The sequence below is a fragment of the Sphingobium sp. TCM1 genome (assembly GCF_001650725.1).
In the GTDB taxonomy this organism is placed as follows: Bacteria; Pseudomonadota; Alphaproteobacteria; order Sphingomonadales; family Sphingomonadaceae; genus Sphingobium.
The window spans coordinates 187,218-213,017 of sequence record NZ_LXVX01000001.1; the positions used below are offsets into that span (position 1 = coordinate 187,218).

Genomic DNA, 25,800 nt, shown 5'->3' on the forward strand with positions numbered 1-25,800 from the left:
GGGCCGCCCCGCGCCAAACGGCGCATCGTGCCGCGCAGGGCCGGTTATTCTGGCGGCCTTCCACAAGGAAAGGCCGTCATGACCAACGAGACTTTGACCCGCAGCTTCATCGACCTGCGCGCCTGGGCAGCCGGCGCGACCGTAACGATGGGCGAGGGCGATCCCTTCCTCGCCGCTCGCGCGCAACTCCCGCTCGCGCCTGGCCCGATCACCGCCGGCCTCATCGCCCTGCCCGAAGGCGCGGGCGTGGTGGGCGCGATGCCCGCCGACGAATTCGTGATCGTCGAATCCGGTGTGGTCCGCATTGTGCAGGGCGATACCGACATCGCCATGGCCGAAGGCGACAGCATCGTACTGCGCGGCGGCGCGGCCTTTGCCTGGACCGCCGACGCCGCCAGCCGCCTCCTGTTCATGCGCCGCACCGGTGGCCCGGCCGGCGACGGTGCGATCATCCCGGTGGACGCCGACGCGCCGCTCGTCCCGTCGGGCGCGCCGCTCGCTGAATTGCTGGTCGGTCCGACCCCCCAGTGCCGCAACAACAGCGACTGGAAGTCGGAAGATGGCGAGTTCATGGCCGGCACCTGGGATTCGACCCCCTATCACCGTCGCGCCATGCGCTATGTCCATTTCGAACTCATGTATCTGCTCGACGGCAGCGTCACCTTCGTCGACGAAGCCGGGGCGGAAGGCACGTTCCACAAGGGCGACATCTTCCTGGTCGAACAGGGTGCCAGTTGCAGCTGGGACAGCCGCGTGCATGTGAAGAAAATCTACTGCATCTACCGCCCGGCCTGACGCTCGAACGGAGCCGATCAAGCCATCGGATCGAGCGTCCCAAGCCAGGCCACAAGGCCGATGATGACGATGGCAGCGCTCGTTTCCACCAGCAGCGACAACCGCAGATGCGCGACCGCGCGCTGCGGCGCGTCGCTCGCCTCCAGCGCCGGGGTCAATCGCCAGCGATTGGCCCCGGCCAACCCCAGCATCAGCGCGAACAGGGTGAGCTTGGCGCCCAGCAGCCAGCCATAACGGCTCCCCAGCAACGCTGGCAGCTGGGTCACGCCCACGATCATGACCGCGTTGACCGCGCCGCTGACCACCAGTGTCGCGACCACCAGCGTTCCCATCAGCGAAAAGCGCGCCAGCATTGTCGACAGGCGCCGCATTTCGCCGCTCGACGGCCGCAACGCGAGCACCGAATGGAGGAGCACCGCCAGCGCCCCGATCCAGCCGGCCGCCGCCCAGACATGGGCAACGTCAGCGGCCCGATGCAGCGTTCCGGCCAGTTCCTCGGTCGCACCGGCATGGCCGGTCCAGGCCAGGGTCGCCGCCGCCACGGCGGCCGGTATCGACGTCAACCGCTCACCGTGGGGCAGGGCGGTGGCCACCAGCGCGATCAGCAGCGCCGCGCCGCGCACGGCCAGCACCGGACCGACCGGCGTCATCGTCAGCAATATCCACGCACTCTCCCAGTCCGGGGACGTGATCGGCGTACCGGTCATCGCCGCCGCGCTTGCCAGCAGCCAGAGCACGGACAGTGCCATGCCTCCGGCCGCCAGCAGCGCCAGCACGGCTTTCCGCCCGGCCCGATGCTTGCCTGCGCCCATCACCCACCAGAAAAGTGGAAGACCCATGAGCAGCGCCAGGTCCAGCATCAGCGCGAAGCGCGCGCCGATCAGTGTCCCTTCGGTCATCGGGGCTTACTTCACCTTGAAGCTGTAGCTGCCTTCCATCTTGTGCTGATCGGCGCCGACGATATGCCATTTCAGGTCATAACTGCCGGCGGGCAGGGCGCGGGGAAGGGTGACGGTCATCGTCTTGCCCTCGACGGCGGTCTTGAAGCCCTTGATCGGCATAGGGGCATGATTGGCCATCCCCGGCATCCCGGTCATGGTCAGTTCCACGCCGCTCATCGGGGCCAGGAAGGTTTCGGAAAAGGTCAGCGTCAGCTTGGTCGGCTTGGCGACGGTCGCGTTGGCGGCCGGGCTGGACGACAGAAGCTTGCTGTGCGCGCTTGCAACGCCCGGCAGGGCCAGGGCAAGAGCGGCGGCAACGGTCAAGAAAGTGCGGGTCATCTGGTGTCTCCGTCAGGGTAGCTAGGGGGAATTACGCATGGACTTGCCGCAGCCCTCGCGACATGCACATAATTTTTTCCATCCTTCGCGTCGGTGCGAGGGATAAGGGCATTGCGCGCGTATGCGGTCATGAGGATGGAGATTTTACAATGACCGATCTGGATCAGATGCTGGGCGCGCTGCGGGCGATGCCCACCGACGCGCGGCTCGAGGAGATGGATGCCGCCGTGATGGGCGGCCTGGCTCGCCGGCGCGAACAGACGACCGCGCGTCGTAGCCTGATGCTGGCCGGCCTGCTCGCCATCGGCATCGGCTGGGCGGGCAGCGTCGTCCCTGCCGCTCCGGCGCAGGCATCGCCGCTGCCGATCGGCATGTCGGAATATGCGCCTTCGCGTCTGCTCGGCCAATGAGCGCCAAATGACGATCCGCCGCTATCTGCTCGTCGCCCTGGTTGCCTTCGCCGCCGCGCTGGCGGCGGTGCTGGTCGCGCGCTTCTGGATCGCGCCCGAGCCGCGCGTGGAGAGCGAGGTTCATGCCCTGCTGCACCAGCGCCTCACGCTCGACGCGGCGCAGGAACGGCGCATCCATGAACTGGAGGCCGCCTTCGCCCGGCGCCGTGAGGCGCTGGAGGCGGAAATGCGCGCGGACAATCAGCGGCTCGCCGATGCCATCGCTGCCGAACATGGCTATGGCCCCAAGGTCGGAGAAGCGGTCGATCGTTCGCACCATGTGATGGGCCAGCTGCAGAAGGAGACGCTCCAGCACATCTTCGCGATGCGCGCCGTGTTGCGCCCCGATCAGGCGGCGCAGTTCGATGCCGCCGTGGTCAAGGCGCTGACCCAGCCGGCCCGGTGACGCCGCCCGACCTTGACGATCGGGCGCTGGCCGGCCGCGCGCTGACCGGGGACCAGTCCGCATTTGGCGCATTGATGCAGCGTCACCGCGATGCCGTCTGGCGGCTCGCGCGGGGGCATGTCGGCGATGGCGACGAAGCGCTCGACATCACGCAGGAGACGTTCGTCGCCGCCTTCGCCGCGCTCGCCCGCTATGACGGGTCGCGTCCCTTTCGCATATGGATCGCGCGCATCGCCCTCAACAAGTGCCGGGACTGGGCGCGGCGGCGCGCGGTTCGTCGCTTCTTCGCTTTCGCAAAGCCCCTTGATGACGCGCTCGACGTCGCCGACATGGGCGCAACCCCGGAGCAGGCGCTTCACTCGCAGCGCGAACTGGGCCGCATCAATGCCGCCATCGCGATGCTCCCTACCAATCTCAAGGATGTGCTGCTGCTCCGCACCATCGAGCAGATGAGCCAGGCGGAGGCGGCGCAGGTGCTGGGCATTACCGAAAAGGCGGTCGAAACGCGCCTGTATCGCGCCCGCGCGAAACTGACGGAAATTTTGAGGGATTGAAGCTGCACCCGCGTATGAAGGGGCATGAGCAACCTGTCCCTCGATCGTCGCACCTTCTTCAAAGGCGCCGCCGCCCTCACGCTCGCGCAGGCTTTCCCCGCCTGGGCGCGTAGCGGGACGCCCGGCCTGCGACCTGCGCCCGGAGTCCTGTCGGGCGAGACGATCGCGCTGACCGTGGGGGAAAGCCATTTCGGCACCGGCGGGCGGTCCGCCCATGCCGTGACCATCAATGGCACCGTTCCCGCGCCGCTCATTCGCCTGAAGGAAGGCCAGACTGTCCGCCTCGCCGTCACCAACCGGCTCAGGGAGGACACGTCGATCCACTGGCACGGCCTCATCCTTCCCTTCCAGATGGACGGCGTGCCCGGCGTCAGCTTCCCCGGCATCCGTCCGGGCGAAACCTTCACCTATGAATTTGCGATCCGCCAGTCAGGCACCTACTGGTATCACAGTCATTCCGGGATGCAGGAGGCGATGGGCCATTATGGCCCGATCGTCATCGACCCGGCCGGTCCCGATCCGGTGCAGGCGACACGCGAACATGTGATCATGCTGGCCGACTGGTCGCCGGTCCATCCCCATGTCCTGCTCAAGCGCCTCAAGCAGATGGGCGGCTATTACAACATGCAGCGCCAGACGCTCGCCGGATTGCTCAAGGGCAGGGACATGCCGCTCAAGGATCGGATGGAGTGGGGCGCGATGCGCATGGACCCCACCGATATTTCCGACGTCACCGGCTCCACCTACAGCTTCCTGGTAAATGGCCACGGGACGGCGGAAAACTGGACGGGCCTGTTCACGCCGGGCGAGCGGGTGCGGTTGCGCATCATCAATGCGTCCGCCATGACGAATTTCAACGTGCGCCTGCCCGGACTTTCCATGACCGTGGTCCAGTGCGACGGCCAGCATGTCCAGCCCGTCGAAACCGATGAATTCCAGATCGGCATCGCCGAAACCTATGACGTGGTCGTCCAGCCAACCGAGGCGAAACCCTATGGCCTGGTCGCCGAGGCCATCGACCGATCCGGCCTGGTCCGCGCGACGCTGGCGCCGCAGATCGGCCTGGTCGCGCCGATCCCGGCCCTTCGCCAGCGCCCTCTGCTCACCATGAAGGACATGGGGATGGACATGTCGGGCATGGACATGGGGCAGGGTGGCGTCATTGATTTGAGCCAGCCGGCCAATGACAGCATGGCAGGCCATAGCATGAAGATGCTCGATCCCTCGGTCGCGCCGAACGTGCCGATGGGGCCGGGGGTCGCCACCCTGTCCTCAATGCCGGCTGATCGTACCGCCGACCGGCCGACGGGGCTGGAGGATGTGGAGCACCGCGTCCTCACCTATGCCGATCTGCGCGCGCTGGAGCCGAACGAGGATGTCCGCACGCCCACCCGCACGCTCGACATCCACCTCACCGCCAACATGGAACGCTATATGTGGTCCTTTGACGGCGTGAAGCTGTCGGAGGGGGCAGAGCGCATTCCCTTCCGCCATATGGAAAGGGTGCGCGTGAACCTGATCAACGACACGATGATGCCGCACCCTATTCATATCCATGGCCATTTCTTCCAGCTCGTGACCGGAGAGGATGCGGCCCACAACCCGCGCAAGCATACAGTGAACGTCCTGCCGGGCGGCAGGATCAGCTTTGATCTTACCGCCGACGCGATCGGCGACTGGGCCTTTCACTGTCACATGCTGATGCACATGCACGCCGGGATGATGCGCGTCGTCACGGTTCGTCACGAGGGAGATGCGGCATGAAGCGCCTGACTGCCGCTGTCGCTCTGTTGCTGGCCGGTATCGCCATGCCCGCTCTCGCACAGACCGAACCGCCGATGGATCATGGGCAGATGAACCATGAGCAGATGGACCATAGCGCGCACCAGGCGCCGCCGGCCGAGGAAGCCGCGGCGGGGGACCAGGCTGCCAATCCCCACGCCGGCCATGGCGCGCCCGCGTCGGACGCCACCATTCCACAGGGCGTCGCGCCGCCTGTCGCGACCGACTATGCCGCCGAAGCCTTCTACGCCCCCGAAGTGATGGCCCGCGCCCGCGCCGCCTTGCGCAAGGAAAGCGGCGGCATGATCTTCTCGCAACTGATGGTCGATCGGCTGGAATATCGCGCGCAAAAGGGTGCGGATGGCTATCATTGGGAAGGGGAAGGCTGGATCGGCGGCGACATCAACCGCCTCGCCATCAAGTCGGAAGGGGAGGGCGAAGTCGGCGGGCCGCTCGAAAGCGCCGAGGTGCAGGCGCTTTACAGCCGCGCCATCGACCCCTGGTGGAACCTGGTCGCGGGTGTCCGCCACGATATCCGTCCACAACCCCAGCGCAGTTATGCGACGATCGGCATCGAAGGCCTCGCGCCCTACTGGTTCGAGGTCGAGGCGCAGGCGTTCCTTTCCGACAAGGGGGACGCCCATCTGCGGGTCGAGGGCAGCTACGACCAGCGCCTCACCCAGCGCCTGATCCTGCAACCCGCCGCCGAAGTGAACATCGCCGCGCAGGACGTGCCGGAACTGGGCATCGGATCGGGGATCTCGAACGTCGAACTCGGGTTGCGGCTGCGTTACGAATTTGCGCGTGAATTCGCGCCCTATGTCGGCGTCAACTGGGAACGCAGCTTCGGCGACACCGCCCGCTACGCCCGCGCGGCGGGGGAAGGGGTGTCGGCCACCAGTCTGGTGATGGGCGTGCGCTTCTGGTTCTAGAGCAAAAAACGATGCCACAACTAAAAACGGGAGCGCGCGTCCTGCGTCCGATTTAACCCAGCGCGCTGGATCAAATGAACAGGAAGTCGGCGACGGTGAAGTTCGCCGCCATCAGCGTGCCGGATGGGTCGCCGATCTCGATGCCGAAGCGCACGCCGTCGCCCGTCGTCACCCACAGCGCGACATCGCCATCGGCCTGATCCTGCGCGAACACCGTGCCGGGACTACCTGAATTGCTGAACTGCGTCACGCCCAGCTTCTCCAGCACGATTCGGTCGATCCCGTCCTGAAAATCATCGATGCGGTCGCCGCCGTCCAGCGCGCCCGCGCCCTTGAATACGAAGCGGTCGGCCCCTTGGCCGCCCCACAGCCGGTCCGCGCCCAGCTCGCCGAACAGCAAGTCGGCGCCAGCGTCGCCGAACAGTGCATCGGCATCATTGCCGCCGAACAACTGATCGTCGTCCTCGCCGCCCTGAAGCCGGTCCAGGCCGGACCCGCCGAGCATCACATCTGATCCGCCTTCGCCCGTCAATATGTCGTCATCGGCGCCGCCATTCAGCAGGTCGTTGCCGTCCCCGGCCTCGATCAGGTCGTCGCCCGCGCTGCCCAGAAGCTGGTCGTTGCCCCACTCCGCCGATAGGATGTCGTTCCCGGCGCCTCCGTCGAGCTGATTATGGCCATCGCCGCCATCGACCCGGTCGTTGCCGTCGCCGCCATAGACGCGGTCGTCGCCGGCCTCGCCCTTCAGCGCGTCGTTGCCGCCCTCGCCATGGATGATGTCGTTGCCGTCGCCGCCCGATACTGCCTGATTGGTCAGCAGTCCGGTGGCGGGATTGATCTCGTCGAGAAAGCCATCCGCATCATCGCCGGCGTAGATGGTGTCATTGCCCGCACCCGCATCAAGATAGTCGCGCCCGGCGCCGCCATAGATGGTGTCGTCGCCGATGCCGGCAACGATCATGTCATGGCCCGAGCCGCCATCGACAACATCGTTACCGTCCTTCGCGTCCAGCCGGTCGTTGCCTGAACCGCCTCGCAGCACATCATTGCCCGGGCCGCCATCCAGCCCGTCATTGCCATCGCCGCCATCCAGCAGATCGGCCCCATCCGCCCCCTTCAGGAAGTCGTCGCCGGGCTGACCATAGAGCTTGTCGTCGCCGTCCCCGCCGAAAATCTGGTCATTGCCAAGGCCCGCTGAAATGACGTCGTTCCCGGCGTAGCCCTGGATCAGATCCGCGAGCGTGGAACCGATGAGCGTGTCATTCTTGTTGGTCCCCAATATGTTCATGACGGCCAGCCATTGGAGTGAAGGCGTCGCGCAGACGCCAATAGCGTGACCAGAATGGCTTTCCCGCGCTGGCCGGGCCAGTACGCAGACGGATGGTGTCCGATGGTTCAGTGCCGCGGCACGATCAGTTCAGATGGCGCTCCGCCAGCGCGACATGCAGCCGGACACCCAGTTCCAGCACATCATCGTTGAAATCATAATGCGGATTGTGCAGCGGCGCCGACCCTTCGGGCCTGGCCTGCCCCAGCCAGATATAGGCTCCCTTGCACGCCTGCAGCATGAAGGCGAAATCCTCGGACGTGAAGGCCGGATCGGGCGCCAGTCGCGCCTCGCCCACGGTCGCCGCGGCGGCCAGCGCTTCCTGCGCGGCCTCCGCATCGTTGATCGTCGCGGGATAATAACGCTGATAGTCGACCGTTGCCGTCAACTCGCCCGCTTGCGCCACGCCCGCCGCAATCTGCCGGATCGATTCCTCGATGCGGTCCTGCACCGCCGGATCGAAGGTGCGGACCGTGCCGCCGATCGTCACCAGTTCGGGGATCACATTATGGGTATGCCCGCCATGGATTTGCGTGATCGACAATACGGCCGATGCTGTCGGCGCGATCCGGCGCGACACGATGGCGTTCAGTTGCTGCACCAGGGATGCCGCAGCCAATATGGCATCGGGCGTATCCTGCGGGATGGCGGCATGGCCGCCGCGCCCCTCCAGCCGGATCTCGAACTTGTCGGCCGCGCCCATGATCGGGCCGGGACGGGTCGCGATCGTGCCGGCGGGCAGGTCGGGCCAGTTGTGCAGGCCGAACACCCGGTCGCAGGGGAAGCGATCGAACAGCCCTTCCTTCACCATCTCGCGCGCGCCGCCCTGGCCTTCCTCGGCGGGCTGGAAGAAGAAATGGACGGTTCCGTCGAAATTGCGGCTGCGGCTCAGATGCTGCGCCGCGCCCAGCAGCATGGCGACATGGCCGTCATGGCCGCACCCATGGAAGGTGCCGGGCGTCTTGCTGGCATAGGGCAGGTTGGTCTGCTCATGGATGGGCAGAGCGTCCATGTCGGCGCGCAGGCCTATACTGCGCGACGACGTGCCGTTCCGCAGAACGCCGACGACGCCGGTCCGCCCGATCCCCTCATGCACCTCCAGCCCGAGCGCGCGCAGCTGCTCGGCGATCCTCGCCGCGGTGCGATGCTCGCAGAAACCAAGCTCGGGATGGGCATGGATGTCGCGGCGAAACGCGACGAGCGGTTCGATCAGGTCGGCAATGTCGGTCATGCTTGGAAACCTAGCCCTATCGCTGTTCGCCGAACAGATGCTGGATCGGATAATGATGCTTGATGAAGGGCGACTTGATCACGACATAGCTGAAATATTTCTCGATGCCGTAGTCGCTCTCCAGCATCCCTTCGATGATCGACTGATAATGCGCCACGCCGCGCGTCACGAATTTCAGCAGATAATCGTAACCGCCGCTCACCAGGTGACATTCGACGATCTCGTCCAGCTTGCGGATGCGCGTTTCGAACCGCGAAAAGTCGCCGGCGCGATGCTCGGTCAGCGTCACCTCGGTAAAGACGGTCAGATATTCGCCCAGCTTGTGCAGGTTGATATGCGCGCCATAGCCGGTGATGTAGCCTGCCTTCTCCAGCCGCTTGACGCGGGTCAGGCAAGGGCTGGGGGACAGGCCCACTGCGTCGGCCAGCTCGACATTGGTGATGCGGCCGGATTGTTGAAGCTGCGTGAGGATCTTGAGGTCGATCCTGTCCAGTCGTGGTCCGCCCAGCATATCCCTGCTCCCCCTTCGTCTTATCCCACCGCCGCGCGAATATCGGCTTCTTCGAGCAGATCGTCCAGCGTCTTGCGGATGCGGGCGAATATCTCGTCCATCTCCGCGTCGGACGCGCAGAGCGCCGGCGCGAGGCCGATGATATTGTCGGCGAAGGCCCGGAAGATGACGCCGTTCTGATAGCCTTTTTCGAACAGCCGGTCGGCGAGTTTCAGCGCGGGATCGAAGCGCGTCTTCCCGCCCTTGTCCGCGACCAGCTCGATCGCGCCCAGCAGCCCGCGGCCCCGCGTGTCGCCGACCATCGCATGGTCGGCAATGCCCGCCAGCCCGGCGTCGAAGCGCGCGGCGACCTTCTGCCCGTTCGCCAATATGCCGCCATCGGTATAGAGGCGCAGCACTTCCAGGCCCACGGCCGCGCTGACGGGATGGCCGGAATAGGTCGCGCCATGGCCGATGGCGAGGTCCGGCGCGGCGCCATTGGCGATGCCCTGATAGATCTTGTCCGACATCAGCAGCGCGCCCATCGGCACATAGCCGGCGGTCAGCCCCTTGGCCAAAGTCATCAGGTCCGGCGTCACGCCCTCGGCCTCGCAGGCGAACATCGGCCCGGTGCGGCCGAAGCCGGTGATGACTTCATCGGTGACGAAGAGAATGTCCAGCTCGGTGCAGGCGTCGCGCATCGCCTTGAGCCAGCCGACCGGCGGCACGATGACGCCGCCCGATCCCTGGATGGGCTCGCAGAAGAAAGCGGCGACATTGTCCGCGCCCAGCTGCGCCACCTTGTCCTTCAACTCCTGCACCGATCGCGCGATGATCGCAGCGTCGTCGCCCTCCAGCTCGCTGCGATAGGGGTAGGGGGAGGCGATATGATGCTGCCAGCGCAGCGGTAGGTCGAAGCCGCGATGGAAATTGGCGAGCGCCGTCAGCCCCGCGCCGGTGCTGCTCGACCCATGATAGCCGCGCTCCAGGGCGATGAACTGCTTCTTCGCCGGCTTGCCGATCGCGTTATGATAGTGCGTGATGTAGCGGATCGCCGAGTCCACCGCGTCCGACCCGCCCAGCGTGAAATAGACATGGTCCAGTCCCTCGGGGCTGAGGTCGACCAGCCGCTGCGCCAGCTTCACCGCCGGCTCGCTGCCGAAATGGAAATAGCCGGTGGCGTAGGGCAGGCGACGCATCTGTTCGGCCGCCACTTCTGCTATGCTGTCCTGGCCATAGCCGACATTGACGCACCACAGGCCGGCAAAGGCGTCCAGCACTTCCTTGCCGTCGATATCCGTCAGCCACATGCCCTTGCCGCTCTGCAACAGCGTCGCTCCGCGCGCCTCATGCCCGCGAAAGGAAGTGACGGGGTGGATCAGGTGATCGCGGTCGATGTCCAGCAGGGACCGGTTGGATTGCAGCGTCATCGGGGGGCTCGCTGTTGTGGTCATGGAGGTCAGCCTATCCTTATGCCGCGGGGCGAAAGCCCGATATGGGGCGAACAGGCATCGTCCCCGGCTTTTATCGCGAACCGGCGCGGCATATTCTGCCGCGCCGGTTCCCCGGCGTCAGGAGAGCGCGTCGGCGATCGCCTTGCCGCACTCTTGCGTGTTGGCCTTGCCCTTGAGGTCGCCGGTGCGCAGCCCCGGTTCGGCCAGCACCGTCTCGACCGCGCGCATGATCGCGGCGGCGGCCTCCGCCTCGCCCAGATGCTCCAGCATCATCGCCGCTGACCAGATCTGGCCGACCGGATTGGCGATGCCCTTGCCCGCTATGTCCGGGGCGGACCCATGGACCGGTTCGAACAGAGAGGGCGCGGTGCGGTCCGGGTTGATATTTCCCGATGGTGCGACGCCGATCGTGCCGGTGCACGCCGGGCCGAGGTCGGAGAGGATGTCGCCGAACAGGTTGGACGCCACCACCACGTCGAAGCGATCCGGGTTCAGCACGAACTGCGCGGTCAAGATGTCGATATGATATTTGTCGTGGGTGACGGTCGGATAGTGTTTCGCCATCTCCTCGACCCGCTCGTCCCACCAGGGCATGGTGATGGCGATGCCGTTGGACTTGGTGGCCGACGTGACATGCTTGCGATCCCGCGTCGCCGCCAGTTCGAAGGCGTAGCGTAGCACCCGGTCGGTGCCGTGCCGCGTCATCACCGTTTCCTGGATCACCACCTCGCGCGGGGTGCCGGGGAACATCTTGCCGCCGACCGAACTATATTCGCCTTCCGTATTCTCGCGCACGACCCAGAAGTCGATGTCGCCCGGCTCGCGCCCGACCAGCGGACAGGGCACGCCGGGCATCAGCCGGACGGGGCGCAGATTGACATATTGGTCATATTCGCGGCGGAACTGGAGCAGCGAACCCCAGAGCGAGACATGATCGGGCACCGTATCGGGCCAGCCCACGGCGCCAAAGAAGATCGCGTCGGGGTTGCCGATCCGCTCCTTCCAGTCGTCCGGCATCATCTGGCCATGGCTGGCATAATAGTCGCAGCAGGCGAAATCCTGCCACGTCTGATCGATGGAAAAGCCGTAAAGGCCCGCCGCGCGCTCCAGCACGCGAATGCCCTCGGGCATGACTTCCTTGCCGATGCCGTCGCCGGGGATGACGGAGATGGAATAGTTGCGCGAGTTCGCCATTAAAATCTCCCGTTCGGGCTGAGCCTGTCGAAGCCCTCTATTTTTTAAGAAGAAATGCGCTTCGATATTCAAACGAGGCAAGCGACTCGTTTGAACAGCGCGAACGGACTAGAAGCAGGTTTACAGCTTCAGCCCTGCAATATGGAACGCCTTGGTCTCCAGATATTCCTCGATCCCCGCATGAGCGCCCTCGCGGCCGAGGCCCGACATCTTGACCCCGCCGAAGGGCGCGACCTCCATCGCGATCGACCCGCTGTTGAGCGCGACCATGCCCGCCTCCAGCCGCTCGGCGACGCGGAAGGCGCGATGGAGATTCTCGGTGTAGAAATAGCTGGCGAGGCCATAGCTGGTCGCATTGGCCAGCTCGATGCCTTCCTCTTCATGGGTGAAGCGGAACAGTGGCGCGACCGGGCCGAACGTCTCTTCCTCTGCCAGCCGCATATCCCGCGTCGCGCCGGTCAGCACCACCGGGGTCGCGAAGCGCGCGCCGCTCGCGCCATCGGGCGCCTGCGCGAAGATCGTGGCGCCATGCGCCAGTGCATCCTCTACATGCGCCTTCACCTTCTCGGCCGCCGCGGCGTTGATGAGCGGGCCGATCGTGCTGCCCGCCATGTCGCCCGGTGCGACCTTCAATGCGCTCACGGCCCTCGCCAGCTTCTGAGCAAAGGCATCATAGACGCCGTCCTGCACCAATATGCGGTTGGCGCAGACGCAGGTCTGGCCTGCATTGCGGAACTTGCTGACCATGGCGCTGGCGACGGCGATGTCCAGGTCGGCATCGTCGAACACGATCAGCGGCGCATTGCCGCCCAGTTCGAAGCTCACCCGCTTGATGGTGTCCGCGCATTGCCGCATCAGCAGCGAACCCACGCGCGTCGATCCGGTGAAGGACAGCTTCCGCACGACCGGACTCGCGGTCAGCGCCCCGCCGATCGCGGCGGGCATACCCGTGACGATGCTGAACACGCCTGCCGGGAAGCCCGCCTCCTCCGCCAGCTTCGCCAGCGCCAGCGCGCTGAAGGGCGTCATTTCGGAGGGCTTGACCACCACCGGGCAGCCCGCGGCAAGGGCCGGGGCGCATTTGCGCGTGATCATCGCCGCCGGGAAATTCCAGGGCGTGATGGCCGCCGACACGCCGACCGGCTCCTTCATGACGAGGATGCGGCGATTGGCCTCGGGCGCGGGAATGATCCCGCCGTCGATCCGCCGCGCTTCCTCGGCAAACCATTTGATGAAGCTTGCCGCATAGCGGATCTCGCCCTCAGCTTCCGCGATCGGCTTGCCCTGCTCGGCGGTCATGATCCGGGCCAGGTCGGCCAGATTGTCCAGCACCAGCGTGTGCCAGCGCTCCAGCAGCGCCGCGCGGTCGCCCGCCGTCCTGGCGCGCCATGCCGGCCATGCCGCTTCGGCCGCGGCGATCGCTGCCTGCGTGTCGGCCTCGCCGCAATCGGGAACGGTCCCGATGATCGCGCCGGTCGCGGGATTGTCGACCGCCACGGTCGCGCCCGACGCAGCCCCGGCCCACTGACCGCCGATGAAGGCCTGCTGGACAAAGAGGGCGGGATTGTTGAGCGAGAGGGTCATCCGAGCGCCTGCGTAGTGAGAGAGAAGGTCATGACCGACGGGTCGGTCGCGGGCAGGGGGCCACGGATCATTCGCATCACCCGACCGACGCAGGGCAGGCCGAGTTCGTCGAGCCAGGCTCCCAGGCCGCTTTCCTCCGGTATGTCGAGCCGGCAGAACATCCCTGCATTGGACCCCAGCCAGTGCGAGATCAGCGCCTTGGCCCCGCCCGTATCCGGCGCGACGGTCGGGCCTACCACATAGCCGCGCCCGAACCGGCGGAATAGCGCAAAGCCCACCGGCTCGTTGCTGCGGGTCAGCACCACGCCCTGAGCGCCGGGCACCAGCGCGTCGAGCAGCGCGTCGCGATTCATGCCGGTCGCTCGCCGGGCCAGACTGTAGAGCGTCGGCATATCCTTGGCGCCCAGCGGCCGCACCCGTTCTTCGGGGATCAATTGCGCCATCGGCACGGCGAATGCCGCGCCCTGATGCTGGAACACCGGGCCGATCGCCTCGAACCCCAGCTTGCGATAGAGCGGCGCACCCTCGTCGGTGGCGTTGAGCAGCACGGTGCGATCGCCCAGATCGTTCAGCACCGCGTCCATCAGCCGGCGGCCGATGCCCATGCCCTGCGCGCGCGGCGACACGATCACCATGCCCAGCGTTGCCGCCTCTGTGCCGTAGAGCCAGGCCATGGCCGTACCGATCACTTCACGCTGATTGTCCGGGCCGTCCCGCTCGGCGACATAGCCGAAGCCCAGGCTCAGCAGCATCTCCCAATCCTCGATGCGGTGCGGCCATTTCTGCTCGCTGGAAAGATCGTGGGCGGCGGCCAGATCCTGCGCGGTCATGCGCCGCAGGTCCACCATCGCCTCTATGCCTGTCGCCATGCGTCTTGCTCCTTGGCGGGAAGGGGGCGCCCGCCGCTTCATCGGAATCAGTGGGCGGACATTAGGAGGCCGCGCCAAGCATTGGCTGCTGCCTTCACATTATTTTTGGAAGATTATCGCGCACATTTTCCAGCGCAACTGCAACAAATGCCGCCACGCGCCTTTATCCTGCCGTGACGCCCGCAAGAGGAGATATGCGCCGTGTCCGGTTTCGACCCCGATCAGATCAGCCTTGCCAGCGCGCATAATTTCATCGGTGGCTGCCGTGTCGCCGGGCGTGGCCCGTCGATCAGCGTTCTGCGCCCGTCCGACGGCCGGGTGCAGGCGGAACTGGACAGCGTGGATGCCGATCAGCTGGGCGAAGCGGTCGAAAATGCGCAGGCCGCCTACAAGTACAGCGGCTGGGCGCAGACCGATCCGCGCGGGCGGATGAAGGTGCTGCGCCGCTGGGCCGACCTGATCGAGGCGGATGCCGCGACCCTCGCGCCGCTCGAAGCGCTCGGCTCGACCCGCACGATCAACGAAATCAACGCCTGGGATGTGAGCTACACTGCCGAAACCATCCGCTTCTTCGCCGAATGGGCGGACAAGGTCGGGGGCGAAGTCGCGGCGACCACGCCCGACAAGCTGGGCCTTACCATCGCCGAACCCTATGGCGTGGTCGCGGCGATCGCCCCGTGGAACCTGCCGCTGGTGATGGCGGGCTGGAAAATCGCGCCGGCCATTGCGGCGGGCAATTCGGTGGTCCTCAAGCCCTCGGAAATGACGCCTTTCAGCATCGTGCGCCTCGCTGAACTGGCGATCGAGGCCGGGCTTCCGGCTGGCATCTTCAACATCGTCCAGGGCGACGGCCGGTCGGTCGGCGATCCGCTGGTGCGCCGTCCCGAAGTCGCAAAGGTCACCTTCACCGGATCGACCGCCACCGGCGCTGCGATCATGACCGCCTGCGCCCAGACCGGGCCAAAGCCGGTGACGCTGGAACTGGGCGGCAAGAGTCCGCAGATCGTCTTTGCCGATGCCGCGGTCGACAAGGCGGCGGCGATCGTCGCCCGCGCCATCACCTTGAACGCGGGCCAAGTCTGCGTCGCCGGATCGCGACTGCTGGTGCAGGACAAGGTGGCCGATCAGGTGATCGATCGCATCCTTGCCGCCTTTGCAGCGCACAAGGCCGGCCCGACCTGGCGCACCGACACGACGCTCGGCCCGATCATTTCCGAAGGCCAGCTGGATCGCATCGACGGCATCGTCAAGCGCGCGATCAGCGATGGCGCGAAGGTGCTGGCGGGCGGCGGGCGCGCCACCGCGCCGCAGGAGGGCAGCTATTTCGCCCCGACCCTGCTCGCCAATGTCGACCAGAGGAGCGAGGCGGTGCAGGGTGAAATCTTCGGGCCGGTGCTGACCGTCCAGACCTTCGCCGACGAAGCGGAAGCCTATGCGCTGGCCAATGACAGCGCCTATGGCCTGGCCGCCGGGGTCCATACCGCAGACGTGGCGCTGGCGCTCCGCGCCACCCGCGCGCTGGAGGCCGGCACGGTGTGGGTCAACCGCTATGGCCGCAGCAACGACTTCATCCTGCCGACCGGCGGCTATAAACAGTCCGGCATCGGCAAGGATCTCGGCCGCGAAGCCTATGTCGCCAATCTCAAGACCAAGACGGCCTTGATCGAATTCTGACGCAACTCAGTTGAAACCATTGCTCATGGCCAACGCGTCCAGATCGCGTGGGCCATGGAATGACACGCACGACCACCACGTCCGTGCCGGAAAACTGATAATGGGCGGCGTAGGAACCATGAACCAATGCCCGAAGCCGCACCGCCAGATCGTCGCGCGAAGGGTCGGACAGGGGGAAAGGCCTGCAAACGCTCCGGCGGTGATTGCAGGGACTGGGCATAGCGCGTCGCGCGCCTTTCCGACCCTTCCATGGCGATGTGAGGCCAGATATCGGCCACAGGTCGACTTCCGCTGTTTCGGTCAGGCGGAGCGGGTATCGGCTAACAGAGCCCTTCCGCGTGCGACAATGGCGCCGGCGTCAAACGGTTTCACCCGACCGGCGGCGATATCGGCCAGCCCCTTGTCGATGTCGTTCCTCAGCGCTTTTATGAACGCTGCCCTTTCGGCGGGCATCGTCACGGTCATTCGTTCGATCGTGGACATGGATGCACGCCTCATAAATCATATTCATTGAGGCGTCGGCAAAGCTGAATGGGTGCTGGTCAATCCACCGCAAATCGCGCGATCCTGTATGGCTCCATCGGAATATCCGTGGCGCCCTTCGCGATGATCTCCGCCATTGTCTCGCCCACGCCCGGCCCGATCTGGAAGCCCGATCCCGAAAAGCCGAAGGCGTAATAAAGGCCGCTGGTCGTCGCGCTCGGACCCATCACCGGCTGGCTGTCGGGCATATAGCCCTCGATGCCGGACCAGACGCGGATGATGTTGAGCTTTCCGAGTGCCGGCGCCAGACGCCGTATCTGCCTTAGCTGGCTCAGCGTGTTCTGCGGCTCGACATAGGCGCGATACTGGTCGGGGAAGGAGGGTCCGCGCGTACTGCCGCCCAGCACGATGTTGCCGCGCGCAACCTGGCGGAAATAGACCGTCTCCTCCTCCAGCGGCGTCATCACCCCGACCGCCGGGGGAATCGCATAGGGGACCGGCTCGGTGACGCTCATGTTCGGGCCGCGCGGCGTGATCGGCACCGGCTCGCCAAATTGCGAGGACAGCGCGTTGCCCCACGCCCCCGCGGTGATCAGCAGGATCGGCGCGCGGAACGTGCGTCCGTCCGCCGCCGTGACGATAAAGTCCTCGCCTATCTTCTGCGCGTCCACGATCTGCGTATTTTCATGGATCACAGCGCCCAGCCGCGCCGCCGCCCGCGCGAAAGCGGGCGCGGCCAGGCGCGGATTGGCATGGCCGTCCAGCGCCGAATAGGAGCCGGCCAGCACGTCCGGCCCGAAAAAGGGAAATTTGTCGCGCAGCGCATTGCCGCTCAGCAGTTCAAGGTCCAGCCCCTCCAGCCGCGCCTTGTCGGCATAATCCTCCATCGCGCCGACCAGTTCGGGCCGCTCGCGATAGCAGACGCGGATATGCCCCGACTGGAGATATTCGACATCCGCGCCCAGCAGCTCGCGCGACTTGCGCCAGATGGCGATGGCGCGGTTGGCGAGCGGCAGCTGATGGATCGGCCGTCCCTGCCGCCGGACATTGCCGAAATTGGTCCCGCTTGCCTGCCGCCCGATCAGGTCGGTCTCCAGCAGCGTGACAGACATTCCGTGTCCGCGCAGGAACAGCGCGGCCGATGATCCCATAAGTCCGCCACCTACGATGATGACGTCGCTCGCGCCGCTCACTTTTCGTCTCCGATGCCAATGCTGAGTGGCTTGACCGGCGCCTGTCCGCGCAGGCGGCCCACCTGCTCCACCGGGACGCTCGCTTCCGCCGCGATCAGCTCGGCCGCGGCAAGGCCGCAATAGCGGCCCTGGCACCGGCCCATGCCGACGCGGCTGAACGCCTTGGCCCGATTGGCTTCCTTGGCGCCCGTCTCGCGCATCACGGCACGCAGGTCGCCCGCCGTCACGCCCTCGCAACGGCACAGGATCGCCTCGTCGGGGAGTGCAGCGGCCTGGCTCGCAGGCCAGGGGAAGGCTTTGGCGAGGCCGCGCGCGAACTTCGCATAAGTGCCTACATCGCCGCGCAGGCTCGCCATCTCGCCCTTGTCCACCGGCAGGCCCAGATCCGCCAGCGCCGCCAGCGCCGCCAGCTTCCCGCTCGCCTCGGCCGATCGCGCGCCCAATATCTTCGCGCCATCGCCTGCCAGATAGACGCCCTCCACGCTCGACCGTCCGTCGCCGTCGCGTTCCGGCAACCATTGCCGCGTGCCGGAATCGAAGGCGAAGGCGCAGCGGGCGAGATCGGCCAATTGCGTTTCGGGCCGCAGATGATAGCCCATCGCCACCGCGTCGCAGGCGATGCTCCGTTCCTTGCCAGCGCCGTTACGGAACCGCACGCCGCTCACGCCCGTATCGGACTCGCCAAGGATCTCGACCGGCGTCACGCCCAGATGCACGGCCACGCCCGCCTGTTTCAGCGCCTGGGTCAGCCTGACGCCGTTCCACAGCACCGACGGCACCGCCAGCAGGTCGGGCAACGCCTTGACCCGCGCCGAAAAGGGTGAGGTGTCCAGCACGGCGGCCACATCCGCACCCGCCTCCACATATTGGCTGGCGACCAGATAGAGCAGCGGCCCCGACCCCATGAACACCACGCGATGCCCGATCGACACCGCCTGGCTCTTGAGCGCGACCTGCGACCCGCCCAGGCTGTAGGTGCCCGCATAGTGCCAGCCCTTGACCGGCATCAGCCGGTCGGTCGCCCCGGTGCAGAGCAACAGCGCGTCGAAGGGCAATGCCTCCTGATCTGTCTGGTTCGCCGTCCACACATGCCGGTCGGCGATGTTCCAGACCAGCGTTTCGGGCCGATAGTCGATCTGCTCCCGGATCGCGTCGAATGTGCCATGCACTGCCTGCGCCCGGTCCGCCTCGGTGCCGTAGAGCTTCGCATAGGGCCGGGTGAAATGATCGGGCTGGCGGCGATAGATCTGCCCGCCGTCGCGCCGTCCTTCGTCTATGACCACCGGCCGCAGCCCCGCCGCGACGCAGGCTTGCGCCGCGCGCGTGCCGGCGGGACCGGCGCCGACGATGATTATGCGTGGCTGGGCCATGATGCCTCCGGCTGGCTGGTAACGATGCGCTGGCCGGGCGCCGCCAGCGTGGAGCAGGCACGCAGCCGCTCGCCCTTTTCGGTCCAGACCCAGCAATCCTGGCAGGCGCCCATCAGGCAGAAGCCGGCCCGCATTTCCGGCCCGAACTCGCTCTGGCGCAGCGTGCCGCCATTGGCGAGCAGGGCCACCATCAGCGTGTCGCCCTCCAGCGCCTCTACGGCTTGACCATCCACATGCAGGGTCACAGGCGGGCGGTCGGTTTCGCCCAGTCGAACGAACCGGCTCATGACGGACACAGGCTTTCTTCTCCAAGATGGCAGAGGATGCGGCTGCCCTTATCCAGGGGATGGCGGGGCGGCGGGGTGATGTTGCACAGGCCGTCCACCCGCGCGGCGCAGCGGGGCAGGAAACGGCAGAGGTCGGGATGGTCCCCGGCCGCGCCGATCGGCGGCGGTCGGCGTCCGGCATGGCTTTCCTCCAGCCAGCCCGCCCGCATTTCCGGCACGGAGCCGATCAGCAGGTCGGTATAGGGGTGGAAAGGGGCCGTCTGGAAGGCGGCGCGTGGTCCCATCTCCACCATCGTGCCCGAATAGAGGACGAGGATGTCGTCGCAGATCGCCCGCACGGTCGAGATGTCGTGGCTGATGAACATCGTCGCGATGCCCAGTTCGCGCCGCAACTCCGCCATCAGGTCGAGGATCGCCGCACCCACGACGGTGTCCAGCGCCGACGTCACCTCGTCGCACAGGATCAGCTGCGGGTCCGCCGCCAGCGCCCGGGCCAGGTTGACGCGCTGCTTCTGCCCGCCCGACAATCCGCCGATGTTGCGGTCGATGAGGCTCGCGGGCAGGCGAATGAGGTCCAGCAGCTCCAGCACGCGCAAATGCGCGGCATTGCCCTTCAACCCATGGTAGAAGGCCAGCGGCCGCTCCAGAATTTGCCCTACGCTATGCGCGGGATTGAGCGCGGTATCGGCATTCTGGAATACCAGCTGCACGCGGCGGAACTGTTCACGACTGCGACCGGCCAGCCCTGGCGGCAGCGGTTCGCCGTCCAGCAGCACCTGCCCGCTCGCGGGCGGCAGCAGCCCGGCGATGACCCGCGCGATGGTCGACTTGCCCGACCCGGATTCGCCGATCACGCCCAGGGTCGCGCCCCGCTCGATCGTCAGGTTGATGTCGCGCAGTACCGGAATGCGCGGGCGGCCATCCTTGCCGATCTTGCCATAGCCTGCCGTCAGCCCCCGAATTTCCAGCAGCGGCGCGGCGGGCAGTTCGGCCTTGTCCGGCGCGGGCCGGATCGCCGGCCGCGCGGCGGCCATCAGCGTTTTCGTATAGTCGTCGGCGGGGCTGTGCAGGATTTGCGCCGCTGCGCCGGCCTCGCGGATGCGGCCCTGGCTCAGCACCACGATCTGGTCGGCCATCTGCGCCACGACCGCCAGGTCGTGGGAGACATAGACGGCGGTCGCGCCGCGCTCCAGCACCACCGCCTTGAAAGCGCGCAGCACCTCGATCTGGGTCGTCACGTCCAGCGCCGTTGTCGGCTCGTCCAATATGACCAGTTCGGGATCGGTGATCAGCGCCATCGCCGCCATCAGCCGCTGCAACTGCCCGCCCGACAACTGATGCGGATAGCGCGATCCGATCGTATCGGGGAAGGGAAGGGCGAGGGCGCGGAACAGGTCGACCGCCTTCGCTTCGGCCTGCTCGCGCGGCATCAGGTCGTGGATCAGCGCGGGCTCGATCACCTGGTCCATGATCGTGCGCGACGGGTTGAAGGCGGAGGCCGCGCTCTGGGCGATATAGGCGATGCGATTGCCACGCAGGCTCGCCAGTCCCCTGGCATCGAGCGTGCGGATATCCGAATCGCCCACGCGGATGGAGCCGCCCGCGATTCGAGCGCCCGGCCGGGCATGGCCCAGCAGCGTGAGGGCGATGGTCGTCTTGCCCGACCCCGATTCCCCGATCAGCGCCAGCACCTCGCCGCGCTTCAGGGCAAAATCGATGCCGCTGACGATCGGGAAGGTTTCGCCCTGCGCGTTGCGCGCGGTGACGGTCAGGCCCTTCACCTCGACATGAGGGGACGTCGCGTTCATCGGCCTTTCCCCTTGCCCGCAAAGCCGATCGCGTCGATCAGCAGGTTGACGCCCACGGTCAGCGTCGCGATCGCGACGGCCGGCGCCAATATCGCCAGCGCCCCTTCGCCCAGGCCCGAAATATTTTCGCGCACCAGCGATCCCAGGTCCGCTTCGGGCGGCTGGACGCCGAGGCCCAGGAAGCTGAGGCCTGACAGCAGCAGCACGATGAACACGAAGCGCAGGCCGAAATCGGCGAGCAGCGGGTGGATCATGTTGGGCAGGATTTCGGCGATGGCGATATGGAAACGGCCTTCGCCCCGCGCCTTCGCCACCTGCACATAGTCCATCTGCGCAAGGTTCACCGCCAGCGCGCGCGCGATGCGATAATTGCCCGGAACATAGGTGATCGCCGCGATGATCAGCAGCAGGGCGAGCGATGAGCCGAAGGCCGCCACCAGCACCAGCGAGAAGATCTTGGACGGGATCGAGATCAGCATGTCCATGAAGCGGGACAGCGGCTCATCCACCCTTGGCCCGCCCACGGCGGCGGTCAGGGCGAGCGCCGTGCCGGTCGCGCTCGCCAGCATCGCGGCGGCGGCGGCCAGCGCGACCGTATAGCGTGCGCCCGACAAAAGGCGGCTCAGTACATCGCGCCCCAGATAGTCGCTGCCCAGCCAGTGCGCCGCCGACGACCCGTCGAACACGTCATAGGCGACGAAGGCGCCGACGGGGTAGGGGGCCAGCATCGGCCCGAACAGGGCGGCGAGCAGCCAGAAGAGGACCAGCGCCAGCCCGATCTTGCCCGACAGGGGGAGGGCTTTTGCCCTGGAGAGAGAGACAGCGATCATTGTGCGCGCAGCCTGGGGTTGGCGAGGATTGCGGTGACGTCCGCAATCAGCATCAGAATCAGATAGGCCGCGCAGAAGATCATGGCGCAGGCCTGGAGCAGCGGCATGTCGCGGCTGGTGACGGCATTGACCATCAGGCTGGCAAGCCCCGGATAGTTGAAGATGGTTTCCACGATCACGGCTCCGCCCAGCAGATAGGACAGGCTCAGCGCCATGGCGTTGACAATCGGCGCGATGGCGTTGGGCATGATGTGCTTCAGCACGATCCGCACCGGCGCTACGCCCTTCAACAGCGCCATTTCGACATAGGGCCGGTCCATCTGGTCGATCACCGCCGCCCGGGTCATCCGCGCCATTTGCGCGACCACGATGACGCACAGCGTCAGGATCGGCATGGCGACGCCGCGCAGATAGTCGCCCCAGCTCATGTCGTCGGACACCAGCGCGATGGAGGGCAGCCAGCGCAGCTTTACCGAGAAGATCAGGACCGCGATCGTGGCGACCAGGAATTCCGGCACCGCGACCATCGACAGCGTCGCGATATTGAGCGCCCGGTCGAGCCGTCCGCCGCGGTTCATCGCCGATCCGATGCCGATCGCGAGCGCGACCGGCACCGCGACCAGCGCCGTCAGCGCAGCCAGCAGCAGGCTGTTGGGCAGCCGTTCCGCTATCACCTCCGACACCGGCATATTGGCGACGAGCGACTGGCCCGGATCGCCGCCCACCATCCCCGTCAGCCAGCTGATGTAGCGGATCGGCGCGGGCCGATCGAGGCCCATTTCATGCCGCAGCGCGGCGACCTGTTCGGCGGTCGCACTCTGGCCCAGCGCTTCCTGCGCGGCGTCGCCCGGCAGCAACTGGGCGATGACGAAGATTGTCACCGATACCAGCAACAGGGTCAGCAGCGAGGATGCGAAACGCTTGCCGATCAGGACCAGCGCGGCCTTCAGGCCGCTGGAGGAGGGGGCGCCCGCCATCAGTCTTCCCACCATATATGCTCGGCGAACTGATAGCCCATCAGGCCGCCCAGCGGGACGGAATGCAGTCCCTTCAGCCGCCGGTCATAGCCGTCGAGCAGGCTGATGAAGACCGGGATGCTCGTGCCGCAATGATGATAGGCCAGCTCCTGCATCTCCCCGTACAGCTGCTTGCGCCGCCCCTGGTCGGCTTCGCCCCGCGCTTCCAGCAGCAGCCGGTCGAAACGGGCATTATTCCATCCGCTCTCGTTCCAGGGCGCGTCGGATTTGTAGAACAGGCTGAACAGCAGGTCGGCGGTCGGGCGCGGGTTGGTGTTGCCGAACCCCATCGGGTGCTTCATCCAGTGGGTAGACCAGTAACCGTCGCCCGGCACCCGGTTCACGGCCAGCTTCAGCCCGACCCGCGCGCCATATTCCTGCAAGATCGACGCCATGTCGACCGACCCGTCCGCCGCCGGAGAGGCATAGACCGGCAGCCGCACGCCGGTCAGCCCCGCGCGCTGCAAATGCCAGCGCGCCTTGTCCAGGTCGAGCGCGCGCTGCGGCAGGTCGGTGCGATAATAGGGATGAAAGGGCGGGATCGGATGATCGTTGGCGATCGTAGCATAGCCGCGATAGAGCGCCCGCTTGATGAGCGGCCGGTCGAACAGATATTTCATCGCCGCGACGAAATGCGGATTGCCGGTCGGCTGCTGGTCCTGCCGCATGATGAGGTTGGTGTAGAGGCCCGACTGCGTTTCCAGAAGGCCGTGCCTGCGCGATGCCATGACCCGCCTGGTTGATCGCGGGTTGATCGCGATGACCAGATGGACGTCGCCCGACAACAGCGCGTTGACGCGGCTGACTTCGTCGGGAATGCCGATCAGCTCGATCTCGTCCAGCCAGGCCTTGCCCGGTTTCCAGTAGTCCGGATTGCGGCGCACCAGCGTCCGCACGCCGGGGCGGAACTGCGTGACCATATAGGGACCGGTGCCGTTGGCGGTCCGGAAATCCTTGGTGCCGGCGCGCAGGATCAGGAAATGCGACTGGGCCAGTATGGCGGGCAGGTCGGCATTGGGACCGGTCAGCCGGATGACGACGTCCAGCGGACCTGCGGCCTTCACCTGTGCGAACTGTTCGGCGATGGTCGCCATCTTGGACCCGATGGCCGCGTCCTTGTGCCGCAGCAGCGACCAGACCACGTCCTGGCTCGTCAGCGTCGCGCCGTCATGGAAGGTCACGCCCCTGCGCAGGCGGACATGCCAGACGATCTGGTCGTCGCTGACGATCCGCTCGGCCAGTGCGGGCCGGGCGATGAGGTCCGCGCCCATGACCGTCAGCCCGCTATAGAGCATGTAATGGCGCACATAGTCGGTCGACAATGCGCCCTTGGCCGGGTCGAGCGTGTCCGCCGTCGAGCTGGACAAGCCGGCGACGCGGATGCGTCCGCCCCGGCGCGGCTTGCTGGCGGCCAGCGCGGCGTCGGGCAGCAGCAGCCCGGCGCCCAGGCCCAAACCTGCGCCGATCAGCCCGCGACGGGAAAGGGAGGCCATCTCGTCCATCAGTGGATCATATCCTGCCATTTGTACCACAGGCCGACGAAGGGGAGGAACCAGGGCTTGCCGAAATGGCCGGGCACGCTCGGCCAGTCGAGGCCGGCCCAGGGATTGGCGCCTGTGTCGCCGCTCATCACCCGCGCCATCGCCTGGCCCATATAGGTCGCCATCTGCACGCCATGGCCGCTATAGCCCATGGAATAGAATATCCCGTCCTGCTCGCCCGCGCGTGGCAGGCGGTCGGCGGTCAGGTCGACCATCCCGCCCCAGACATGGTCCACGCCCACGCCCTTCAGCGCCGGGAAGATGTCGCCCATGGTCTGGATGAGGATGCGCCCGCTCTTCATGTCGGACCGGGGGTCGCTGATCGCGAAACGCGCCCGCCCGCCGAAGATCAGCCGGTCATCGGCGGTCAGGCGGAAATAATTGCCGATATTCTTGCTGGTCACATAGTTGCGCCGATGCGGCAGCAATCGGGCGATCAGCGCGGCGTCCAGCGGCTCGGTGGCGATCACGAAACTGCCGACCGACACGATCCGCCGCCGGAAGAAGCCGAAGGGCGCGGCGGCAGGCGCGCCTCCGGTCGCGACCAGTATCTGCGATGCGGTGACCTTCCCCTTGGGCGTTGTCACCCGCCAGCCGCCGGGCAGCCGGTCCATCCCGCTTACCTCGGCCTGTTCGAAAATCCGTGCGCCGGCGCGGGCCGCCGCCTCGGCCAGGCCGATAGCGAAACGGCCGGGATGCAGCTGCGCGCTGGTCGTCTGGATCAGCGCGCCATGGAAGGCGTCCGATCCCACTTCCTCGGCCATGCGTTCGGGCGGCACCAGCCGGACATTCTCGTCCACCTCGGCCGCCAGCAGGTCGTGTGCGCGGACCAGCTTCTCATAATGCTGGGGCTTGGCCGCCAGCTTCACCCGGCCGCACCGGCGGAAGGCGCAGTCTATGCCCTCCTCCAGCACGATCCGTTCAACCAGATCGACCGCGTCGCAATGGGCGCGGTAATAGGCCTTGGCGATGTCCTTGCCGAACCGGGCGGACAGCGCCCCATAGTCATGCGCCGTGCCATTATTGCACTGGCCGCCATTGCGTCCCGAAGCCTCTCCGGCCACCCGCCCCTGCTCCAGCAGCATGACGCTGGCGCCCTGTCTGGCGAGCGCCAGCGCCGCCGAAAGCCCGGTGAAGCCGCCGCCGATGATGGCGACGTCCACCTTGCCCTCGACCGCGCCCCTGGCCCCGCCGGTGAAGGCGGGGGCGCTTGCCAGCCAGTAGGAGAGGGGGGAGACCGTCATTGCGATC

25 protein-coding genes are annotated in these 25,800 nt (G+C 66.5%); 7 read left to right on the forward strand and 18 right to left on the reverse strand.

The window, feature by feature from the left end:
• Positions 1 to 78 precede the first annotated feature (78 nt).
• A complete protein-coding gene (locus A7Q26_RS00830) occupies positions 79 to 795 on the forward strand; it encodes a cupin domain-containing protein (RefSeq protein WP_066855132.1) in 717 nt (238 codons plus the stop codon).
• Between the two features lie 17 nt (positions 796 to 812).
• On the opposite strand, the gene copD is transcribed toward A7Q26_RS00830, so the two are convergent.
• Together copD and copC are read right to left on the reverse strand one after the other, a co-directional pair.
• Positions 813 to 1,694 (reverse strand): copper homeostasis membrane protein CopD, encoded by an 882-nt coding sequence (gene copD, locus A7Q26_RS00835; RefSeq protein ID WP_066855135.1) that lies wholly within the window; start codon positions 1,692 to 1,694, stop codon positions 813 to 815.
• A 6-nt stretch (positions 1,695 to 1,700) separates the two neighbouring features.
• A complete protein-coding gene (gene copC / locus A7Q26_RS00840; protein ID WP_066855138.1) occupies positions 1,701 to 2,075 on the reverse strand; it encodes a copper homeostasis periplasmic binding protein CopC in 375 nt (124 codons plus the stop codon).
• Between the two features lie 149 nt (positions 2,076 to 2,224).
• Here copC and A7Q26_RS00845 point away from each other — a divergent pair, with 149 nt between their 5' ends.
• The 5 genes from A7Q26_RS00845 to A7Q26_RS00865 are packed head-to-tail and all read left to right on the forward strand — an operon-like array spanning position 2,225 to position 6,198.
• Complete coding sequence (locus A7Q26_RS00845; RefSeq protein ID WP_066855140.1) at positions 2,225 to 2,485, forward strand: hypothetical protein; 261 nt, start codon at positions 2,225 to 2,227, stop codon at positions 2,483 to 2,485.
• 7 nt (positions 2,486 to 2,492) lie between these two features.
• Positions 2,493 to 2,930: a periplasmic heavy metal sensor gene (locus tag A7Q26_RS00850; protein ID WP_066855365.1), complete on the forward strand. Its 438-nt coding sequence runs from the start codon at positions 2,493 to 2,495 to the stop codon at positions 2,928 to 2,930.
• Complete coding sequence (locus A7Q26_RS00855) at positions 2,927 to 3,484, forward strand: RNA polymerase sigma factor (protein WP_066855143.1); 558 nt, start codon at positions 2,927 to 2,929, stop codon at positions 3,482 to 3,484. The genes A7Q26_RS00850 and A7Q26_RS00855 overlap by 4 nt, the downstream gene beginning before the upstream one ends.
• A gap of 24 nt (positions 3,485 to 3,508) precedes the next feature.
• Positions 3,509 to 5,248 carry a copper resistance system multicopper oxidase gene (locus tag A7Q26_RS00860; RefSeq protein ID WP_066855146.1) on the forward strand — a complete coding sequence of 580 codons (1,740 nt, stop codon included), beginning with the start codon at positions 3,509 to 3,511 and terminating at the stop codon, positions 5,246 to 5,248.
• Positions 5,245 to 6,198 (forward strand): copper resistance protein B, encoded by a 954-nt coding sequence (locus A7Q26_RS00865; protein WP_066855149.1) that lies wholly within the window; start codon positions 5,245 to 5,247, stop codon positions 6,196 to 6,198. Before A7Q26_RS00860 ends, A7Q26_RS00865 begins: the two co-directional genes overlap by 4 nt.
• A 70-nt stretch (positions 6,199 to 6,268) precedes the next feature.
• On the opposite strand, the gene A7Q26_RS00870 is transcribed toward A7Q26_RS00865, so the two are convergent.
• The 7 genes from A7Q26_RS00870 to A7Q26_RS00900 all read right to left on the reverse strand — a co-directional run bounded on the left by A7Q26_RS00870 (position 6,269) and on the right by A7Q26_RS00900 (position 14,347).
• The gene (locus A7Q26_RS00870; protein WP_066855152.1) at positions 6,269 to 7,486 is read right to left on the reverse strand and encodes a calcium-binding protein; all 1,218 of its coding nucleotides are present in this window, start codon (positions 7,484 to 7,486) and stop codon (positions 6,269 to 6,271) included.
• 124 nt (positions 7,487 to 7,610) lie between these two features.
• The gene (locus A7Q26_RS00875; protein WP_066855155.1) at positions 7,611 to 8,756 is read right to left on the reverse strand and encodes a M20 aminoacylase family protein; all 1,146 of its coding nucleotides are present in this window, start codon (positions 8,754 to 8,756) and stop codon (positions 7,611 to 7,613) included.
• Positions 8,757 to 8,772: 16 nt separating this feature from the next.
• Entirely contained in the window at positions 8,773 to 9,267 is a 495-nt protein-coding gene (locus A7Q26_RS00880) for an Lrp/AsnC family transcriptional regulator (protein WP_066855158.1), read from the reverse strand.
• Between the two features lie 20 nt (positions 9,268 to 9,287).
• On the reverse strand, positions 9,288 to 10,700 hold the full coding sequence (locus A7Q26_RS00885) for an aspartate aminotransferase family protein (protein ID WP_066855161.1): 1,413 nt from the start codon (positions 10,698 to 10,700) through the stop codon (positions 9,288 to 9,290).
• A 117-nt stretch (positions 10,701 to 10,817) separates the two neighbouring features.
• On the reverse strand, positions 10,818 to 11,894 hold the full coding sequence (locus A7Q26_RS00890; protein ID WP_066855164.1) for a tartrate dehydrogenase: 1,077 nt from the start codon (positions 11,892 to 11,894) through the stop codon (positions 10,818 to 10,820).
• Positions 11,895 to 12,014: 120 nt separating this feature from the next.
• A complete protein-coding gene (locus A7Q26_RS00895; protein ID WP_066855167.1) occupies positions 12,015 to 13,478 on the reverse strand; it encodes an NAD-dependent succinate-semialdehyde dehydrogenase in 1,464 nt (487 codons plus the stop codon).
• Positions 13,475 to 14,347, reverse strand: a complete 873-nt coding sequence (locus tag A7Q26_RS00900; RefSeq protein ID WP_066855170.1) for a GNAT family N-acetyltransferase — start codon at positions 14,345 to 14,347, stop codon at positions 13,475 to 13,477. The genes A7Q26_RS00895 and A7Q26_RS00900 overlap by 4 nt, the downstream gene beginning before the upstream one ends.
• 201 nt (positions 14,348 to 14,548) lie before the next feature.
• Between A7Q26_RS00900 and A7Q26_RS00905 the strand changes: the two genes are divergently transcribed.
• Positions 14,549 to 16,021, forward strand: a complete 1,473-nt coding sequence (locus A7Q26_RS00905) for an aldehyde dehydrogenase family protein (protein ID WP_066855173.1) — start codon at positions 14,549 to 14,551, stop codon at positions 16,019 to 16,021.
• A gap of 300 nt (positions 16,022 to 16,321) precedes the next feature.
• Here the strand turns inward: A7Q26_RS00905 and A7Q26_RS00910 are convergent, their stop codons facing one another.
• Genes A7Q26_RS00910 through A7Q26_RS00950 form a run of 9 tightly spaced genes read right to left on the reverse strand, consistent with a single transcriptional unit; the run spans position 16,322 to position 25,793 of the window.
• Positions 16,322 to 16,504, reverse strand: coding sequence for a hypothetical protein (locus A7Q26_RS00910; RefSeq protein ID WP_066855176.1), 183 nt, complete (start codon positions 16,502 to 16,504; stop codon positions 16,322 to 16,324).
• Positions 16,505 to 16,563: 59 nt separating this feature from the next.
• Positions 16,564 to 17,697, reverse strand: a complete 1,134-nt coding sequence (locus A7Q26_RS00915; RefSeq protein WP_084438924.1) for an NAD(P)/FAD-dependent oxidoreductase — start codon at positions 17,695 to 17,697, stop codon at positions 16,564 to 16,566.
• Positions 17,694 to 19,067, reverse strand: a complete 1,374-nt coding sequence (locus tag A7Q26_RS00920) for an FAD/NAD(P)-dependent oxidoreductase (RefSeq protein WP_066855179.1) — start codon at positions 19,065 to 19,067, stop codon at positions 17,694 to 17,696. The genes A7Q26_RS00915 and A7Q26_RS00920 overlap by 4 nt, the downstream gene beginning before the upstream one ends.
• A complete protein-coding gene (locus A7Q26_RS00925; protein ID WP_066855182.1) occupies positions 19,049 to 19,354 on the reverse strand; it encodes a (2Fe-2S)-binding protein in 306 nt (101 codons plus the stop codon). Before A7Q26_RS00925 ends, A7Q26_RS00920 begins: the two co-directional genes overlap by 19 nt.
• A complete protein-coding gene (locus tag A7Q26_RS00930; RefSeq protein ID WP_066855185.1) occupies positions 19,351 to 21,162 on the reverse strand; it encodes an ABC transporter ATP-binding protein in 1,812 nt (603 codons plus the stop codon). The genes A7Q26_RS00925 and A7Q26_RS00930 overlap by 4 nt, the downstream gene beginning before the upstream one ends.
• Positions 21,159 to 21,992, reverse strand: a complete 834-nt coding sequence (locus A7Q26_RS00935; protein WP_066855187.1) for an ABC transporter permease — start codon at positions 21,990 to 21,992, stop codon at positions 21,159 to 21,161. The genes A7Q26_RS00930 and A7Q26_RS00935 overlap by 4 nt, the downstream gene beginning before the upstream one ends.
• A complete protein-coding gene (locus A7Q26_RS00940) occupies positions 21,989 to 22,969 on the reverse strand; it encodes an ABC transporter permease (protein WP_157102418.1) in 981 nt (326 codons plus the stop codon). The genes A7Q26_RS00935 and A7Q26_RS00940 overlap by 4 nt, the downstream gene beginning before the upstream one ends.
• The gene (locus A7Q26_RS00945; RefSeq protein WP_443018144.1) at positions 22,969 to 24,510 is read right to left on the reverse strand and encodes an ABC transporter substrate-binding protein; all 1,542 of its coding nucleotides are present in this window, start codon (positions 24,508 to 24,510) and stop codon (positions 22,969 to 22,971) included. The genes A7Q26_RS00940 and A7Q26_RS00945 overlap by 1 nt, the downstream gene beginning before the upstream one ends.
• Positions 24,510 to 25,793, reverse strand: coding sequence for an NAD(P)/FAD-dependent oxidoreductase (locus A7Q26_RS00950; protein WP_066855193.1), 1,284 nt, complete (start codon positions 25,791 to 25,793; stop codon positions 24,510 to 24,512). The genes A7Q26_RS00945 and A7Q26_RS00950 overlap by 1 nt, the downstream gene beginning before the upstream one ends.
• Between the last annotated feature and the right edge of the window lie 7 nt (positions 25,794 to 25,800).